The sequence below is a fragment of the Roseburia intestinalis L1-82 genome (assembly GCF_900537995.1).
Classification (GTDB): domain Bacteria; phylum Bacillota; class Clostridia; order Lachnospirales; family Lachnospiraceae; genus Roseburia; species Roseburia intestinalis.
This window is the reverse complement of the sequence record NZ_LR027880.1, coordinates 4256621-4275516: the sequence shown is the minus strand read 5'-3', so window position 1 is coordinate 4275516 and position 18896 is coordinate 4256621. Positions and strand designations below refer to the sequence as shown.

At 38.3% G+C, this 18896-nt stretch carries 12 protein-coding genes; all 12 read left to right on the top strand.

Features of this window, described 5'->3' with window-relative positions:
• Positions 1–316 precede the first annotated feature (316 nt).
• Positions 317–3229, top strand: coding sequence for an extracellular solute-binding protein (locus tag RIL182_RS20065; protein WP_134523464.1), 2913 nt, complete (start codon positions 317–319; stop codon positions 3227–3229).
• Positions 3230–3240: 11 nt separating this feature from the next.
• The gene (locus tag RIL182_RS20060) at positions 3241–4179 is read left to right on the top strand and encodes a carbohydrate ABC transporter permease (RefSeq protein WP_006855167.1); all 939 of its coding nucleotides are present in this window, start codon (positions 3241–3243) and stop codon (positions 4177–4179) included.
• A gap of 1 nt (position 4180) precedes the next feature.
• On the top strand, positions 4181–5083 hold the full coding sequence (locus tag RIL182_RS20055) for a carbohydrate ABC transporter permease (RefSeq protein ID WP_006855168.1): 903 nt from the start codon (positions 4181–4183) through the stop codon (positions 5081–5083).
• A 13-nt stretch (positions 5084–5096) separates the two neighbouring features.
• Complete coding sequence (locus tag RIL182_RS20050) at positions 5097–6614, top strand: NHL repeat-containing protein (RefSeq protein WP_134523462.1); 1518 nt, start codon at positions 5097–5099, stop codon at positions 6612–6614.
• A 14-nt stretch (positions 6615–6628) separates the two neighbouring features.
• The gene (locus tag RIL182_RS20045; protein ID WP_134523459.1) at positions 6629–7285 is read left to right on the top strand and encodes a YIP1 family protein; all 657 of its coding nucleotides are present in this window, start codon (positions 6629–6631) and stop codon (positions 7283–7285) included.
• A 19-nt stretch (positions 7286–7304) separates the two neighbouring features.
• Positions 7305–9902 carry a DUF5696 domain-containing protein gene (locus RIL182_RS20040; RefSeq protein ID WP_044998439.1) on the top strand — a complete coding sequence of 866 codons (2598 nt, stop codon included), beginning with the start codon at positions 7305–7307 and terminating at the stop codon, positions 9900–9902.
• Positions 9903–9919: 17 nt separating this feature from the next.
• A complete protein-coding gene (locus RIL182_RS20035; protein WP_242655437.1) occupies positions 9920–10825 on the top strand; it encodes a carbohydrate ABC transporter permease in 906 nt (301 codons plus the stop codon).
• Positions 10818–11822 (top strand): carbohydrate ABC transporter permease, encoded by a 1005-nt coding sequence (locus RIL182_RS20030; RefSeq protein ID WP_006855241.1) that lies wholly within the window; start codon positions 10818–10820, stop codon positions 11820–11822. Before RIL182_RS20035 ends, RIL182_RS20030 begins: the two co-directional genes overlap by 8 nt.
• 113 nt (positions 11823–11935) lie before the next feature.
• Complete coding sequence (locus RIL182_RS20025; protein WP_044998440.1) at positions 11936–13375, top strand: ABC transporter substrate-binding protein; 1440 nt, start codon at positions 11936–11938, stop codon at positions 13373–13375.
• A 195-nt stretch (positions 13376–13570) separates the two neighbouring features.
• Positions 13571–14233 (top strand): YesL family protein, encoded by a 663-nt coding sequence (locus RIL182_RS20020; RefSeq protein WP_006855244.1) that lies wholly within the window; start codon positions 13571–13573, stop codon positions 14231–14233.
• 13 nt (positions 14234–14246) lie between these two features.
• The gene (locus tag RIL182_RS20015) at positions 14247–17096 is read left to right on the top strand and encodes a glycosyl hydrolase 115 family protein (RefSeq protein WP_006855245.1); all 2850 of its coding nucleotides are present in this window, start codon (positions 14247–14249) and stop codon (positions 17094–17096) included.
• Between the two features lie 16 nt (positions 17097–17112).
• Positions 17113–18825, top strand: a complete 1713-nt coding sequence (locus tag RIL182_RS20010; RefSeq protein ID WP_044998441.1) for a GDSL-type esterase/lipase family protein — start codon at positions 17113–17115, stop codon at positions 18823–18825.
• Positions 18826–18896 lie beyond the last annotated feature (71 nt).

Here is an 18896-nt window from a genome sequence, read left to right as displayed (position 1 = left end):
ATTTATCTGTGCTTTTTAGTTAATGAGCAGGCGCTAATTTACTAAAGCCTTGAGAAAAAAGATGGAAAAATAGGCAAAAATATAGATAAAAACATATAAATAAAGGTAGCACATATAGAAAGAAAAGTAAATATTGCTTAAAAAGAAAGATTTTTACTGGAGAAATTGGGCAATATGTGAAGAACAACGAGCAATAAGTGATAAGCGTTTGTGTAATGAAAACATTATGATAATCATGTAGTGATTAAGAAAAACATTGGGGGTAAGGTTTCTGCATTCCATATGTTAGAAACAGTAGATGTTTGATGGAGGCATTATGAAAAAAAACGTTAAGAAAATATTACTGATAGTTGGAGCGATTCTTATAATCTGTGTTTTATGTTTTATTATGAGCAGGACGTCGGAAAACAGCAATTATGCAGATAAATATGAAGGAGTTGATCTGACAGCAGAAGTAGAAGGATTGAATAGAGAAGGAACCTATTCGGAATATCTTGATATTCATGCAGGTGCAATGTTCCCGGACGCCAGGGTATCGGTTGATGTTTGCGAATATGACACGGGAAAGGGCGTGACAGTCCAGAAAGAATATTCGGGAAAGAAAGATGTTCTCTATACAGAAGATGAATCTACTGTTACCTGGAAAATTGAAGTTCCGGAGGCAGGATTTTATCAAATATATCTTGAGTATATGACAGTGGAATCCAGAGGAGTAGCAATAGAAAGAAGCCTATATATAAATGGTGAAGAGCCTTTTGAAGATGCTGCGAATTTGATGTTTGGAAGATTCTGGACAGATGGTGGCGAAGTCAAAACAGATAACCAGGGAAATGAAATCAGACCGACTCAGGTGGAGACTTATGAATGGCAGTCGGCATATTGCAGAGATGATATGGGATATGAAACAGAACCGTATCAATTTTATTTCGAAAAAGGTGAAAATACCATTACATTGGAAGCTGTAAATGAGCCAATGATAATCAGCAAATTGGAACTTACGCCGGTGGAAGAGCAGGATACTTATGAAACGTATTGCCAGAAGAATACAAAAGAAGGAGAACAACCTGAAAACTTTATTCAGACAATTCAGGGAGAAGATGCAACCTTACGTTCTGAACCATCCCTTTATGCGAAATATGACAGGTCTTCTCCAACGACTGTGCCAAATAGTGTGACAACTACCGTACTTAATTATACAGGCGGAGAGGCATGGAACTCGGCAGGACAATGGATTGAATGGGAAGTCGAGGTTCCGGAAGACGGATATTATAATCTGACAATAAAAGGTAGACAAAATTATGCAAGGGGCAGTGTGTCCAGCAGAAGCCTTTATATTGACGGAGAAATCCCATTTGAAGAGGTTTCGGTTATTTCATTTGATTATGATAATGACTGGAATTTAATGACTCTGTCAGATGAGGAAGGAACACCATATGATTTTTATCTGGAAAAGGGAAAACATAAAATTCGATTGGAAGCAACATTGGGCGATATGGGGACAATTTTGGAAGAATTGGAGGATTCAACTTATCGTCTGAACCAGATTTATCGAAAAATTCTGGTATATACAGGAGCTGATCCGGATGATTATCGTGATTATAATCTGGACCAGGTATATCCGGAAGTAATTGAAGCAATGGATCTGGAGTCTAAACGGCTTTATAAGATTATTGATGATGTGGTTGCTTATACCGGGCAGAAAGCAGAGAAGATTGCGGTAGCACAAACACTTGCACAACAGTTGGAACGTTTTGTGGAAAGACCGGATAAGATTACGGTGGAATTTACAACTTTTAAAGAAAATATTACATCTTTGGGAACAGCAATTTTAAATATGAGTGAAACAAAACTCGACATTGACTATATTGTTGTGAGCAGTAAAGGAAGTGAAGTTCCTGAAGACCGGGCGAGTGGCTGGGCAAAGGCATGGCATGAAATCAAATCCTTTGCAGCTTCGTTTGTCGTGGATTACGATGCGGTAGGAGATGTATACGACGAGGATGACAATGAGGTCGTACGGGTATGGATTGTAACTGGACGGGATCAGGGAACCATTCTAAAAACTATGGTAGATGATACTTTTACCCCTGAAACGGGAATAAAGGTAAACGTGGAAATTGTTGATGCCAGTGCATTGCTAAATGCAGTTGTGGCAGGACAAGGGCCGGATGTTGTATTGTCTGTTGGTGCAGACCAACCGGTAAATTATGCACTTAGAAATGCAGCAGAAGATTTGACACAATTTGAAGATTATGAAGACGTTTTGAAGGTTTTTTATGAAAGTGCATATCGCGCGTACGAATATGATGGAGGACTTTATGCAATTCCAGAAACTCAGACTTATAATGTAATGTTTTATCGAAAAGATATTCTGGAAGAGCTGGAGATAGAGGTTCCACAGACTTGGGATGAGGTAATAAATCTACTTCCTACTATTCAGGGAAATAACATGGAAATCGGAATTCCGTCACCGACAAGTACAACGCTTCCGGATTTGTCGTTATATTATACATTACTATATCAGAACGGTACAGATGTATATGACGAGGATGCAAAGCAGACAATTATTGATAATGAAGCGGGTGTGAATGCATTTGCACAATATACAAGCTTTTTTACAGATTATGGAATGCCAACAGAGTATGACTTTGTCAGCCGATTCCGTTCCGGACAGATGCCGATTGGAATCGCTGCATACAGTACATATAATACATTGGTTGTATCAGCACCGGAAATCCGGGGATTGTGGGATTTTACACTGATTCCTGGGACGGTAAGGACAGATGATTCCGGAAACGAAACAATGGATCGCTCTGTATATTCTACAGGAACGTGTAGCATGATGATTCGTTCTGAAGATGAGGAAAAGAAGCAGCTTTCCTGGGAGTTTATGAAATGGTGGGCAAAAACAGATACGCAGGTTCGTTTTGGACGTGAATTGGAGGCGCTGCTTGGATCTTCAGCAAGATATGCAACAGCAAATACAGAGGCATTCAGCCAGCTGGCATGGAGTGCAGATGATGTGGAAATTCTGGAAGAACAGTGGAAGTCAACAGTAGGTTTCAGAGAAGTTGCAGGTGGTTATTATACCGGACGTCATATCATTAATGCGGTTCGAAAAGTGATTAATGAAAAAGAAGACCCAAGAGAGACTGTTTTAGACTATGCAATTACGATTGATGAAGAACTGATTAAAAAGCGGACAGAGTTCGGACTGCCGGTTGATTAAGGGGGATTAGAATGAAGGAATATTTGAAAAAATATTTTATACTGCGCCGACATGAGATGAAGATTACCTGGAAAAAAATGAAACAGAACAAGTCGAGTTACCTGTTTCTGGCACCGTATGCGATTTTATTTGCAGTTTTTTATATTTTACCGGTTTGTTCATCTATCTGTTTAAGTTTTACATATTACAATATTCTGGAACCGCCTAAATTTATCGGCTTACAGAACTATATTAACTTAATACTGCAGGATGATATTTTCCTTACAGCAATCAAAAATACCTTTTTGATTGCTGTGATTACCGGGCCGCTTGGCTATATTGCATCCTTTTTGTTTGCATGGCTTATTAATGAACTGCCAAGATGGATTCGAACAATTGCAGTCATTATTTTCTATGCACCATCAATTGCAGGAAACGTGTATGTAATTTTTTCTATTTTCTTCCGTGGTGATGCGTATGGTTATGTAAATGCATTTCTGATGAATCTGGGAATTATTGATGCTCCGATTTTATGGCTGACAAATCCGGATTACATGCTTCCGGTGTGCATGATCGTAATTTTATGGATGAGCCTTGGAACAGGATTCCTGTCATTTGTAGCTGGTCTGCAAGGGGTAGATCGTTCTCAGTTTGAAGCTGGATATATGGATGGAGTAAAGAACCGATGGCAGGAGCTATGGTATATTACACTTCCTAATATGAAACCTATGCTGATGTTTGGCGCTGTCATGTCCATCACACAGGCATTTGGTGTCTGTGATGTTACGATGGCATTATGTGGTTATCCAAGTACCGATTATGCAGCCCGGACAGTGGTAACACACTTGTTTGACTATGGTTTTTCAAGATTTGAGATGGGGTATGCATCGGCGATTGCCACTATGTTGTTTTTAATAATGATTTTATGTAACAAGGCAATCCAGAAACTGTTGGGAAGAGTAGGAACCTGATATGAATAAAAGAAGAAAAGAAAAAGTAATTGAGAAACCATATAAAAAGAAATTAATAAAACGTAGAAAACCGAATCGGTCAATTGTAGGAGATTTTTTTATCTATCTGGCACTTGCATTGATTGCAGCGGCAATGGCATTTCCGCTTGTTTTTGCAATCAGCAGTTCACTAAAGCCGCTGGATGAATTGTTCCTGTTCCCACCAAGGGTATTTGCACAGAATCCTACGTTGGATAACTTTCAGGATTTGTTTGTAACAATGGGAAAATCGTGGGTGACATTCTCCAGATATATCTTTAATACAGTATTTATCACGGTTGTGGGAACCTTTGGGCATCTGATCATTGCGTCGATGGGAGCTTTTGTATTAGCAAAATATGATTTTCCAGGTTCAAAATTATTTTTTAATATTGTTGTTACAGCCCTGATGTTTAATGGTTATGTAACGGCAATCCCAAACTATTTGATTATCAGTAAGCTGGGGTGGATTGATACATATTGGGCTATTATTATACCGGCTTTTGCTGCACCCATGGGGTTATTCTTGATGAAGCAGTTTATGGAAGGAATTCCAATGTCTTTAGTAGAAGCGGCCAAAATTGACGGGGCAAGTCAGTGGAGAATATTTATTAATATTGTTATGCCAAATGTAAAGCCTGCATGGCTGACATTGATTATTTTTTCGGTTCAAAATCTGTGGAATAACAAGGCTGCAACATTTATTTATTCGGAAGAGAAAAAGACACTTGTTTATGCACTTCAGCAGATTCAAAGCGGAGGAATTGCAAGGACAGGTCAGGCGGCAGCCGTAACGGTAATTGTTATGATTGTTCCTATTATGATTTTTATTCTGTCTGAAAGCCAGATCCTTGAAACAATGGCAAGTTCAGGTCTGAAGGATTAGGAGGAAATGAATAATGAAGAGGAGATGGAAAAGTCTTGCAGCAGTAATGCTTGGTATCTGTATTCTTGCTGGGATGGCTGTGGATGTATGGGCAGATGACGGATCGGAAAAGGGATATACCTATAATTATGATTATTGGGGAGATATTTCGTATTCACCGGATGCTTATAGAACAATTGGTGTGTATACATCTGTAGAACTGGGATTGGATAAAAGCTTCAGCTCTGCAGAAGGGATGTATGTAAAGGACAATTCTGTTTATATCTGTGATACCGGAAATAATCGAATTGTGCAATTAGAAAGGACTGATACCGAAAATTTTGAAGTTGTCAGAATTATTGATTCAATAAAGGGAGATACGGATGTAAAGACACTTTCCGGACCAACAGATATCTGTGTTACAGATGAGGGAGAACTTTATATCTGTGATAAGGGAAATCACCGTATTTTAAAACTTGATAAGAATTTGAATTATATAATGGAATTCACAAAACCGATAGATTCGACTTTTGATCAGTCAACAGATTTTCTGCCGGATAAGCTTGAGGTAGACGATGTTGGAAGAGTATTTTGCATAGCAGATAATGTTAACAAAGGAATGATCAAATATGAAGCGGATGGTTCCTTTACAGGATTTTATGGAGCAAGTCCTGTTACGTATGATTGGACAGATTATATATGGAAGAAACTGGCTACAAAGGCACAGAGAAGTGCTCTGGAAGCATTCGTTCCGACAGAGTATGACAATCTGTATCGCGACAGCGAGGGTTTTATTTTTGCATGTACAACAAATGTCAGTGAACAGGGTGTAGATAGTGGTGAGGATGAACCAATTCGAAGAATGAATATGCTTGGCAATAATATTCTGATCGAAAATGGCAACTTCAATGTCATTGGTGATGTTTATTGGGGAAATGCCGGTGGATATAAAGGTCCGTCTTTAATAACAGATATTACAGCACTGGACAGTGGTATTTATTTTGCAGTTGATAAAGTCCGGGGACATATTTTCGGTTATGACACACAGGGAAATATGCTTTTTGCGTTTGGCGGAAATGGAAATATGGATGGATACTTTCAACTGCCGAGTGCAATAGATCATATGGGAAATGATTTGCTTGTGCTGGATGCACAGAATGCGAGTATTACAGTATTTACACCGACGGAGTATGGAAATCTGATTTATCAGGCAATTGCAGAGTATGATGCCGGTGACTACGAAGCTTCTGGTGAAACCTGGCGAAAAGTAATGGCAATGAATGGAAATTACGACCAGGCATACATAGGTATCGGAAGAGCATTGATGCGGCAAGGCGAATACCATGAAGCAATGAAGTATTTTAAGTTGAAATGGGATACGACAAATTATTCCAAAGCATTTAAACAGTATCGAAAGATGTGGGTGGAAGAGCATATCGGACTGATTTTCTTATTGATATTCCTGGTGTTTATTCTTCCAATGATTGTTGGAAAAATCAAGAAAATCAAGTGGGAAATTGATACGGCAGACATATTTAATGATAGAACATAGGAATGGAGGCAGGCATGTTAGCTTCGTTAAAGAAAAAAGAAACATACACTCATTATTTGGAAACATTAAGATATGCATTGTATGTCATCACCCATCCATTGGATGGCTTCTGGGATTTGACACATGAAAAACGTGGTTCCATTGCAGCTGCTAATACGATTGTTCTGTTGACGGTACTGGCAAGGATTATGAAACTTCAATATACGAGCTTTGTATTTATGCAGGTTTATTGGGAAGAAATCAATATTTTCCTATATATTGCAAGTGTTTTATTTCCGCTGGCATTGTTTTGTGTAGGTAACTGGGGATTGACCACATTATTTGATGGGAAAGGAAGACTTTACCAGATTTATATGGGGACGGCATATGCACTGACTCCTTATCCACTGATTCAGATTCCGATGATTTTATTCAGCAATCTGGTAACGGAAGAAGAAGGAGCATTTTATACCTTCGCATGCACCTTTTCAATTGTATGGGCAGCTATCTTGATTATCTGTGCCATGATGGAAATTCATGAATACAGTTTGAGCAAGACACTTCTTTTCATGGTTGCTTCCGGATTTGCAATGCTGATTATGGTATTCATTTTGTTGTTATTCTTTTCAATGATCAGTCAGGGTGTTGCATATTTTGTTTCCATTGTAAAAGAAATTATGTTCCGAATGTAAAAGGGTGGAGGTAGAAGGTATGAGTAAAGACAAATCAGTAAGGACAGAAAAGTTAAAAAATGTCCTGAAAGAAAAGACGAAAAGTCTTCTGGGACCTGTTCTGATTCTGCTCTTGATTGTGATCGGAATATTGATTATCGCATTTTGGAAAGAAGAAGAAACCCCTGAGGAAATTGTTAAGGTTAACACCTATGAAGGAAATTCATCGGATATTGTACTGGAAAACGAAAATCTGAAGATGGTTATGGATCCGGAAACAACACAGTTTACAGTGACAAAAAAATCAACTGGGGCAATATGGTATTCCAATCCACAGGATGCGGATGAGGATACAGTTGCACTTAAGAGTGATATTGAAAATTTGAAATCAACATTGCTTTTAACCTATAGCGTTGTAAATGGTGTAGATACCTTATATAACAACTATAAATACAGTATTTCATCAAAAATTTTCAATATTGAGGCAACAGAGAACAGTATTAAAGTAGATTACTCTATTGGAGAAGTAGAAAAAGAATATATCATTCCTTTGGTTGCAGAAGAAGAACGAATGGAGGAATTGCTTGGAAATATGAGCAAAGGAGATGCCTCCATGGTAAAGGATTATTATAAAAAATATGATATTAATAATCTTGGGAAAAAGGACGATAAGGAAGCTTTACTGGAACAATATCCAATTCTTGAAGAAAAGGTTATTTATGTATTGCGTGATGGCGTGAAGGATAATCTGAAGAAGAAACTGGAAGAATTTTTCAGTGAAGCCGGATATACCGATGAAGAATATGCAGTAGATAAAGAATTGTATGCACAGAGTGGTGAATCTGATAAACCGGTTTTCAATGTCAGCATAGAATATCGGTTGGAAGGAGATGACCTGGTAGTAACGGTTCCAATGTCAGAAATTGAGTATAAAGACGAGTATCCGATTATTAGTCTGACAATATTACCATATTTTGGGGCAGGCGGGACAGAGGAAGATGGCTATATGCTGGTGCCGGAAGGTGGTGGATCAATCATCCGGTTTAATAATGGAAAACTTGCACAGAACAGTTATTATTCGAACGTTTATGGCTGGGATATGGCACAGGGCAGAGATTATCTGGTTCATGAGACAAGAGCATATTATGGAGCATATGGTATTGCAAAGGGAGATGCTTCTTACCTTTGCATCTTAGAGGATGGTGCATCTTATGCGTCTGTTTCAGCTGATATCAGTGGAAGAACAAACAGCTATAATTATGTGAATGCAAACTTTACGATATTACACAGAGAACAATGTGATGTAGCGGATAAATATAATGGTGAAATGTTCATGTATGAACAGCAGATTCCGGATGAAAATCTGGTAGAGCGTTTTCGATTTGTAGATACCGGAAACTATGTCGATATGGCGAATGCTTATCATGACTATCTGGGCGAAAAATATGGGGAAGCATTTGACAAAAATACAGATGAAACTGTACCTGTTGCTGTAGAAGTGATAGGCGCAGTGGATAAGGTAGAACAAATACTGGGTGTACCGGTTTCAAGGCCGTTAGCTCTCACGACATATGAGGAGACACAAAAGATGTTACAGGAAATAAAAGAAAGTGGTGTGTCAAATTTGTCTGTGAAAATGAGCGGTTGGATGAACGGAGGAATAAACCAGAAAATCTTAAAGGATGTGGACCTTATTTCTGATCTGGGAAGTAAAAAGGATATAAAGTCATTGCTTTCTTATGCGGAAGAAAATGATATAGATATTTATCTTGATGGTGTGACGAATTACGCAAATGACAGCGGTGTATCAGATGGGTTTTTAGTATTCAGGGATGCCGCACGTCTGGTAAGTAAGGAAAAAGTAGAACTGCTGGAGTACGATACCGTATATTATGGAGAACAGGATTGGAAAGATCCGTATTATCTGTTAAAACCGACGTTGGTTACTGAAATGATGCAGAATCTTTCAGATGCGGCAGCTGCCTATGGCGCGCAGGGAGTTTCGTTCAGGGATACAGGCTATCAATTATCTGCTGACTATAATCAGAAAGAACTGGTAACACGTCAAACTGCTCTTAATATGCAGTTGGAGGAACTTGAAAACATAAAAGCATCGGGTCTTTCAGTTATGACAAATATGGGAAATGATTATGTACTTGGGACTACAGATTTTATTACCAATATGGATTTGAAAGGTTCTAATTATACAATCATTGATGAGACGGTACCATTTTATCAGATTGCAATTCATGGATATGTAAATTATACAGGAAAAGCGCTGAATCTTTCCGGAGATTATCAGGAAGAATTATTGAAAGCTGCAGAATATGGAGCAGGTTTATACTTTGTTTTCATGGATGCAGAATCCACAGAATTGCAAAATACATATTATACACAGTATTTCGGCTCAAATTATGATTCCTGGAAAGATGAGATGCTGGAAATATATAGCAGATATGATGCAGAACTTGGGAAAACCTATAAGCAGCGTATCACAAATCATGAGGTTCTTGATGAAGGTATTACCCTTACAGCATATGAAGACGGAACAAAGGTGTATGTAAATTATAGCAGTACAGATTACAAAATTAAAAGTGGAATTACACTTCCAGCCAGAGATTATATGGTAATTCAGTAATAGAAAGGATAATGGTTATGCAGAGAAGAAAGAAATTAAGAGGTCTTCAAAGAAGAAATGCAATATCGGGATATCTATTCATACTGCCTTTCATTATTGGATTTCTGGCATTTATGGTGAAGCCGCTTTTTCAATCACTTTATATGAGCTTTTGCAATGTGGAAATCGGTGCCGGAAGCTTTGATATGATTCTGGCAGGAATTTCAAATTATGTCAGGGCATTTACCGTTGATACGGAGTTTACCAGATTACTGGCAGAAGAGATTGGCAGAATGACTTATAATTCATTAGCAATTATGGTATTCAGTTTCTTTGTTGCATTGATATTAAATCAAAAGTTTAAAGGACGTGCATTGGTTCGTGCCATTTTTTTCCTTCCGGTAATTCTTTCATCCGGTGTTATTCTTGGAATTGAATATGATAATTCACTCTTGGCAGGTATACAGGATACCATTCAGCAATCAACGGGAAACGCAAGTATTACCGGAGCCATTGAAAAGATTCTTATGACCAGCGGTATTGGCGGAGAAGTATTTGATATTGTATTTGAGATTGTTGATGGCGTATATGATGTAGCAATTGCATCTGGCATACAGATTATTATTTTCTTATCTGGTCTTCAGACGATTTCAACAAGTATGTATGAAGCAGCTGATATTGATGGTTGTACAAAATGGGAGAGTCTTTGGAAGATTACATTTCCGATGATAAGTCCACTGTTTTTGGTAAACTGGATTTACACAATTGTTGATTTCTGTATGAGGTCAGACAATGAGGTTATGGAAAAGATCAGTGATACAATGATCGTTGATTTAAATTACGGGTTTGCCTCTGCAATGGCCTGGAGCTATTTCCTGATAGTAATTGCCATTATAGGTATAAGCTCACTGATTATATCGAAGGGGGTTTATTACTATGACTAAAGAAGTGGCAATAAAAAAGAAAGAAAGCTTTTGGGAAAGAAATAAAAAATCGAATGGTCTTCTTTTGAAAAAGCGGGCAAAAAGCATAGCGATAAGTATGATTCGGGCAATTTTATTGTTTGGAATGTGCTTTATGATTCTTCAGCCGATTCTAAATAAGATATCTGTCAGTTTTATGGCAGAAGAGGATTTGTATAATGCAATGGTTATTTCTATACCGGAGCATTTTACAACTGCAAATTATCAGTTGGCAAATCAGTTTATGGAGTATTGGAGTACATTGAGAAATACACTTTTGGTATCGTTTACGATTGCGATACTTCAGATAGGTGTTTGTACGATTGTGGGATATGGGTTTGCGAGATTTGAATTTCCACTTAAGAAGTTCTGGTTTGCCTGTGTAATGCTGGTTATTATTATTCCACCGCAGACAATATCAACATCATTGTATCTGCATTTCCGCTTTTTTGATATTCTTGGTATTTTTAAGGCGCTGACCGGAAGTACTTTGAATTTAAGAGGATCTGCAATTCCGTATTATTTGATGAGTGCCGGATGTATGGGGTTAAAGAATGGATTATATATATACATGATCCGTCAGTTTTTCAGAAATATTCCGAAGGATATTGAGGAGGCAGCCTATGTGGATGGATGCGGAACATTAAGAACCTTTTTCCAGATTATGCTTCCGGATGCAAAGCCGATTTTGACATCCTGTTTCCTATTTGCCTTTGTATGGCAGTGGACAGATGGACTTTACAGTAAAATGTTCCTCGGAAATATTAAGTTGCTATCAATTCAGTTGACACAGATTGGTGAAAAATTAAGCCATTATCTGATGTATACCATGCATCAGGCAACCGGAGCATCTGTTGGATATACACAGTGCATTGTTTCGACTGGCACATTGATGGTAATTTTACCGCTGTTAGTCCTTTATCTGTTTGCACAGAAAGGATTTGTAGAAAGCCTAAGCAGTACAGGTATTAAGATGTAGTATATAGCTTTATGGCAAAGTATTTCCTGAAAAAATCGGTAGATAGGAAATATTGGCTGTGAGTTTATATAGAGACAATATAAGGAGAAGTTATATTAAAGGAGGAAAACAAAATGAAGAAAAGAAGTCGTGTATTGTCTGTGTTGTTAACAGCAACAATGGTAGTTGGCGTGGCTGGCTGTGGATCATCGGATGCAGCATCCGATAATGCTGGTTCCAGTGCACAGGAAACAGTTGGAGAAAGCACAGAAGCTGCTGATGAGGCAGAAACAGAAGAAGTAGGACAGTATACTGTACTTACAGATGAATCTGGTAACCCATATGATCTTGGTGGAATGGAAATCATTATTGCTGACTGGTTCAGTTCAGGAGAGGAAGAGGAAGCTTCCAGTGCATATGATGAGGCACATCAGGAATACTTGGATTGGATTCAGGAAACATACAATTTTACAATTAAACAGCAGGCAGTTACCTCATGGGGAGATTCACCGGAAGATTATGTAAACTATGCAACGACTGGTGGAGATGAAAATTATGTATTTACACTATATCAGGGAAGTGCCCTGACATCAGCAATTCAGAGCGGATTAATGTATGATCTTTCTACATTAGATTGTCTGGATTTTTCGGAGTCGAAATGGGATAGTGTTGTAAAGGATACAATGTCAAAAGGTGATTCTGTTTATGCGATGAGAGCAATGGATCATGAACCGACAGCAGGTATTTATTTTAATAAGAGACTGTTGGAAGAAGCAGGTATTGATCCGGAATCAATTTACGAACTGCAGAGAAATAATGAGTGGACATGGGATAAATTTGAAGAACTTTGCAAGCAGGTTCAGAAAGATACAGATAATGATGGTGTAATTGATTTATATGCAATGACAAACTTTTCATGTACATTGTATCCGGCAGCTGTTTACTCTAATGGCGGGCAGTTTATTGGAAAAGATGAAAATGGATTTTACAATGATCTGGAATCTGATGCAACAATGGAAGCATTGAACTGGGCACTTGATATGATTGATAAGTATGAAATGGTATATCCGGAGGATGCAGCATGGGATTATACATATACTGCATTTGCAAACGGCGAGGCTGTATTCACATGTGCAGAATCATACAAAGCAGGTGACTGGGCAGATATGGAAGATGACTTTGGTTTCGTATGTTTCCCGATGGGACCAAGAATGGATCATTATGTAAACTATGCACAGGATAATGTATTTGTTATTCCATCTTGCTATGATGCTGAAAAAGCATGGAAAATTGCGTTTGCATTTAATCTTTACAATGAACCGGTTCCGGGATTTGAAGATCATGAAGGATGGAAAGATAATTACTACAAATCTTTCCGTGATACAGAATCCGTAGATGAAACACTTGCGATCATGGTTGACAGCGGCGTTCCTATGTATGATAAATTAGTAAATGGTATAGATATGGGCCCTGATTTATTCTGGGGTATTAGTAAGGACAACACACCTGCACAGAAAGCAGAATCAATCAGAAATACATGGCAGTCATATATTGATACTGCAAACGGAAAGTAATTAAGTGAGAATTGAAAATTGGGATAGCAGTTTTTCTGCTATCCCAAAATGTTACACAGATTTGATAAAAGCAACCAGTGAGATGACTGTTTTTATGAGATTTGAGTATAAGGGTATCTGCATGAAGAGGTATGGATAAAAAGATGTTTATCCGTATAGACAATTAAAAAATATAAAAGGAAATGGTGGATAATTATGGGAGAAATTTTTGGATTAGATGGTGGCATCATGAAGTTTTTATCAAAGGTATCGGATATTTGTATTATCAGCATTTTATGGTTGATTTGCTGCCTTCCGATTGTGACGATTGGTGCTTCTACTACCGCAGCATATTATACGATGGTGAAGGTTGTCAAAAGAGAGATTGGAACATTACATAAAGAATTTTTCCGGTCTTTCCGGATGAATTTTAAAGATTCGATTGTAATCAATCTGATCTATTTGTTTTTAATGATAATTCTGGCATTTAATATTTATATGATGTATCAGCAGATCGGAAATCCGGAGGATAATTTTGCTTTTCAGATGTTTTTTATCTATCTGGCATTATTTATACTTGTTTTTATAGCTGCAATTTATACTTATCCAATGCTGTCCAGATTTGAAATGAGCAAAATAAGATTAATAAAACTATCTGTTCTTGCGATGTTCCATAATTTCCCGATATCTCTGCTTTTGGTGGCGATTTTCGTACTTTCTTTTTTGGTAATTGTAATGCTTCCATTTGGGGTATTGTTTATGCCGGGAGTGTGTTTATATATTTACAGCTATTTTATGGAACGGGTAATCAGAAAATATATGACGGAAGAAATGATAGAAGCATGGGATGCCATGGCTGAAAAGGAAACAGATATCTAGCAGGGGGAAGAACATGGAGTTTTGTCTTGTAAATGGAGAAGCAGCAACTTTTTTACTGGAAGAGGAATGCTATAGCGGTGTGGCAAAGATTGCAGAAAAAGTATGCGGGGATGTGGAATTGGTTACGGGAATCAGACCGGTAACAAGGAGAATTTCAAAAACATACTTGGATGAACAGAAGGAGTCTGAGTATGTAGTGCTGGTTGGTACGGTTGGAAAAAGTTCCGTATTAGAGAAATTGAATGGACGGGTTCCATTGGATAAGATACGTGGAAAAAGGGAGAGCTTTCTGTTTCAGATTGTAGATAATGGAACAAAAGCGACACTTGTTATTGCGGGAAGTGATAAACGGGGTACGATTTATGGATTATTTCATCTTTCCGAGTACATGGGTGTGTCTCCCTGGGTGCATTTTTCTGATGTGCTACCTGAGAAAAGGAAGAAACTGACCCTTACAGAGAAGGATAATATGATATCAAGAGAGCCGTCTGTAAAATACAGAGGTTTTTTTATCAATGATGAATGGCCGGCATTCGGAAGCTGGACTTTTGAACATTTTGGTGGATTTACAGAGGAAATGTATGATCTGATTTTTGAAACATTGCTTCGCTTAAAAGGAAATTATTTATGGCCTGCAATGTGGACATCTTCTTTTTCCTTAGATGGACCGGGAGATGCCAATGCGAGATTGGCAGATGAATATGGTATTGTGATGAGTAATTCTCATCATGAGCCGTGTTTGAGGCATAGTGAAGAATGGGATTTGGTAAGAGGTGAAGATTCTGTTTATGGAAATGAATGGAATTATGTAACAAACAGAGAAGGATTACTACGTTATTGGAGAGATGGACTGCAACGAAATGGAAAATTTGAAAACATCATCACCATAGGAATGCGTGGTGAGCGGGATTCGATGATGCTTGGATCAGATGCGACTTTAAAACAGAATATTGATTTGCTAAAAGATATTATTACAGAACAGAGGAAGCTGATAGCAGAATGTATCAATTCTGATGCACCACAGATGATCGCTTTATATAAGGAAGTGGAAGCATACTTTTATGGAAATGAAGGTATGATGGATGGATTAAAAGACTGGGATGGGTTAGACGGTGTTACATTCATGCTTTGTGAGGATAATTTTGGAAATATGAGAACCCTTCCAACAGCAGAACTAAAAAATCGAAAAGGCGGCTGGGGAATGTATTACCATTTTGACTATCACGGTGGTCCCATTTCTTATGAGTGGGTAAACAGTTCTTATCTGCCAAAAATCTGGGATCAGATGACAGAGGCTTATGAGTTTGGAATCCGTGATATCTGGGTTGTAAATGTGGGTGATTTGAAGTTCCAGGAGTATCCGCTGAGCTTTTTTATGGATCTGGCCTATGATTATGATAAATGGGGGATATCCAATTACAACGCACCGGAAGAATATTTGAAATACTGGATTGATAGAGAGTTTGGAAGCAGGTTAGAGCATCAGGCAAAGCAGAAACTGGAAACAATTATGAAAGGATATACTAGATTAAGCCATAACAGAAAAGCAGAAGCTATGGCACCGGAGACTTACCATCCGGTTCATTACTGTGAAGCAGAAAGAATGCTGAAGCAGGTAAAGGAATTAGAAAGATGCCTTGCAGCATTGGAGGTGCAGATTCCAAACGAACTGTTTCCGGCTTTTTTTGAACTGGTTTATTATCCTGCAAAGGGAAGCCTGAATGTGCAGAAACTGAATTTGCTGGCAGGAATGAATCATTATTATGCAAAGCAGGGAGCTGTGATTGCAAATGATTATGCAAATGAGCTAAAAAAGTGTATTGAGGCAGATAACAGGCTGACGAAGCAATTAAATGCGCTTTTGGGTGGAAAATGGAATGGCATGGGAGCGTCAGAACATATCGGTTTTCGTAACTGGAATGAAGAGGAATGTCAATATCCGGTCAGAATGTATGTGGAACCTGCAAATAAGGCAAGGATTCTTTCCTATGTAAAAGGGGATGGAGAAGTTGTTACAGCCGGAGGTGACTGGACAGGGAAAAAACTGGTATTAAAACAATTTCTTCGTCCGGATACGGACAATGGAACCGTTGTCATATTAAATGGTGGAAGAGAGCCGGTAGAATATGAAATACAATGTGATAATCCGGGAATTTTTTTTGATAAGAAAAGCGGAAGGCTTGAGACAAGAGATGAGATTACAGTAAGCATTGACAAAAACAGCATGGGGGAAAATAAGACTTTTGTAATTCATTATCGGGGTGGAAATATTCATTGTGAAATTCCTGTCCGTCAACAATTACCGGAAAAATTAAAAGAAATGACATTCGTGGAAACAGACGGAATCATTGCAATTGAGGCAGAACATTACGCAGAAGCAGAGTCGGGAGATGGTGGAAAGTTTGAAAAAATACCGGAATATGGGAAAACACTTTCTGGTATGAAGGCATACCCGTGTGACCGTACATTTGCAGAAAATGAAGGACCAAAACTTATTTATCGCATCTATGTGGAAGAAGAAGGAAATTATCGTATCCTGCTATATACTGCACCGGCAAATCCGCTTAACCAGTGGGATCGGGTAGAATTCGGTTTATCAGTAAACGGAAGGGAAACAAGACAAATCCCGCTGATACCGGAGCACTATATCTCGGGAGAACCATCCTGTCAGGAATGGTGTGAAATGGTACTGAATCAGATTCGCATCGTAGAGTGTAAGGATTACTTAAGACAGGGAGAGAATGAAATACAAATTCAGGCAGTAAAGCCGGGATTTTTATTAGAAAAGCTTGTAATTGTTAAAGCAGAAAAAAAATTACCGGAATCCTATCTGGGACCGGAAGAAAGTTATTATATTTATTAATTTATGGAGGAATGATATGAGAGGACCAGCAGCACCAAGAGATCCGGAGAAGCAAAGAGCATATTTTTATATTATGCGGGAAAAGGAAGTATTTGGATTAAGACAGCCGGATGGAAAAGGGGTACAGTTTTTATATGAAGATGGGGGAAGATTGATTAACAGCGCGCAGATTTCGGGAAATATTGCGGATCAGGAAATTCTTGAACTGCTTAAAACAACAGAAGGATTCAGAAAACTGGTACATAGCATCGGAGTCAGCATTGAAACAGAAAACCCGGAAGAAGAGGTGAAATTTATCTTTCAGATGTACGGGGAAAAGGATCCATATGGTGGTGGAACGAATCTTACTGCCATACTGCATGGGGATGGAGCAGAAACAAGAATAAAGCTGGAAGAGATTGAATGGTCTTTGGATGATAAGGAACCGGGACAGATACGCTTCGAATTTGAAAAGCCGGAAGTGTTTGGAACGGTAAGTGTCAGACTTTTTTTAAACGATGGTTATAACGCACCGGAAACTGCAGAGGAAAACGAAATTGATCTTACCTCAGAAGCTTACTGTAGGATGATAGAACGTTCACTGATGAGCAGAGGAAATACCAAAAGAGCGGAAAAGGCGATAGAAAAGGCGAGAAGCGGAGAAGCGGTAACGATTGCCTTCATAGGGGGGTCTATTACACAAGGAGCGGGCGCGATACCAATCAATACAGAATGTTATGCTTATAAAGCATATCAGAGCTTTGCAAAAGCATATGGAACTGGAGAAAATGTACATTTTGTCAAGGCTGGTGTCGGTGGAACCCCATCCGAACTTGGAATGCTTCGATTTGAAAGGGACGTATTAAGAGATGGAACCATAGAACCGGATATTGTTATTGTGGAATTTGCCGTAAATGATGAAGGAGATGAGACAAAGGGGAACTGTTATGAAAGCCTTGTCAGGAAGATATTAAAGCTTCCGAATCATCCAGCAGTCATTCTCCTGTTTTCTGTATTTGCAAATGACTGGAATCTTCAAGACCGGCTTTCTGTAGTTGGAAAATGTTATGATCTTCCGATGGTAAGTATTATGGATGCTGTTACACCGCAGTTTAAACAAAAACAGGGAGAAGGACGTGTACTTTCAAAAAATCAGTTTTTCTATGATATTTTTCATCCATCGAATATAGGACATACAATTATGGCAGATTGTCTGATGCATTTTTTCAAAGAGGCAGTTATGCACCCTGAGGAAAAAGAGGATAAGACAGTAGAACTTTTGGAGCAAAAAGCTGCGATTGGGAAAACTTTTGAAGAGGTGAAGCTGTTAGACCGCAAAAATTACAATGAAATTGCAAAAGTTAGCTGCGGATGTTTTGAAGAAACTGACACAGAACTTCAATGTGTTGAAATGGATGAAGATTTGACAGGAACACCGGAATTTCCATATAACTGGATGTACTGTGGAAAAAAGGAAGGAGTTATTCCTTACTTTGAAATGCAAATCTGCTGTAAGGCACTGGTTTTGATTTTTAAGGATGCTGGTGACCTGTCGGTCGGCACCGCAGATGCTTATGTGGATGGAAAGAAAGTATTAACAGCAGACCCGCATGTAAATGGATGGGTACATTGTAATCCTGTAATTTTGTTTACGGAGAATTTAGCAAAAGAGCATACAATAAGAATCCAGATGACAGCAGGTGAGGAAGATAAGAATTTTACAATTCTGGGATTTGGATATGTTTCGTAAATTAAGATAACAAGAGACTGCTACATTTAGAGTTTTCACTTATAATTATAAGTGAAAAGATTTAGTGTGGT

Coding starts and splice junctions, on each gene's coding strand:
- RIL182_RS20065 (WP_134523464.1), top strand. CDS start 317: ATGAAAAAAAACGTTAAGAAAATATTACTGATAGTTGGAGCGATTCTT.
- RIL182_RS20060 (WP_006855167.1), top strand. CDS start 3,241: ATGAAGGAATATTTGAAAAAATATTTTATACTGCGCCGACATGAGATG.
- RIL182_RS20055 (WP_006855168.1), top strand. CDS start 4,181: ATGAATAAAAGAAGAAAAGAAAAAGTAATTGAGAAACCATATAAAAAG.
- RIL182_RS20050 (WP_134523462.1), top strand. CDS start 5,097: ATGAAGAGGAGATGGAAAAGTCTTGCAGCAGTAATGCTTGGTATCTGT.
- RIL182_RS20045 (WP_134523459.1), top strand. CDS start 6,629: ATGTTAGCTTCGTTAAAGAAAAAAGAAACATACACTCATTATTTGGAA.
- RIL182_RS20040 (WP_044998439.1), top strand. CDS start 7,305: ATGAGTAAAGACAAATCAGTAAGGACAGAAAAGTTAAAAAATGTCCTG.
- RIL182_RS20035 (WP_242655437.1), top strand. CDS start 9,920: ATGCAGAGAAGAAAGAAATTAAGAGGTCTTCAAAGAAGAAATGCAATA.
- RIL182_RS20030 (WP_006855241.1), top strand. CDS start 10,818: ATGACTAAAGAAGTGGCAATAAAAAAGAAAGAAAGCTTTTGGGAAAGA.
- RIL182_RS20025 (WP_044998440.1), top strand. CDS start 11,936: ATGAAGAAAAGAAGTCGTGTATTGTCTGTGTTGTTAACAGCAACAATG.
- RIL182_RS20020 (WP_006855244.1), top strand. CDS start 13,571: ATGGGAGAAATTTTTGGATTAGATGGTGGCATCATGAAGTTTTTATCA.
- RIL182_RS20015 (WP_006855245.1), top strand. CDS start 14,247: ATGGAGTTTTGTCTTGTAAATGGAGAAGCAGCAACTTTTTTACTGGAA.
- RIL182_RS20010 (WP_044998441.1), top strand. CDS start 17,113: ATGAGAGGACCAGCAGCACCAAGAGATCCGGAGAAGCAAAGAGCATAT.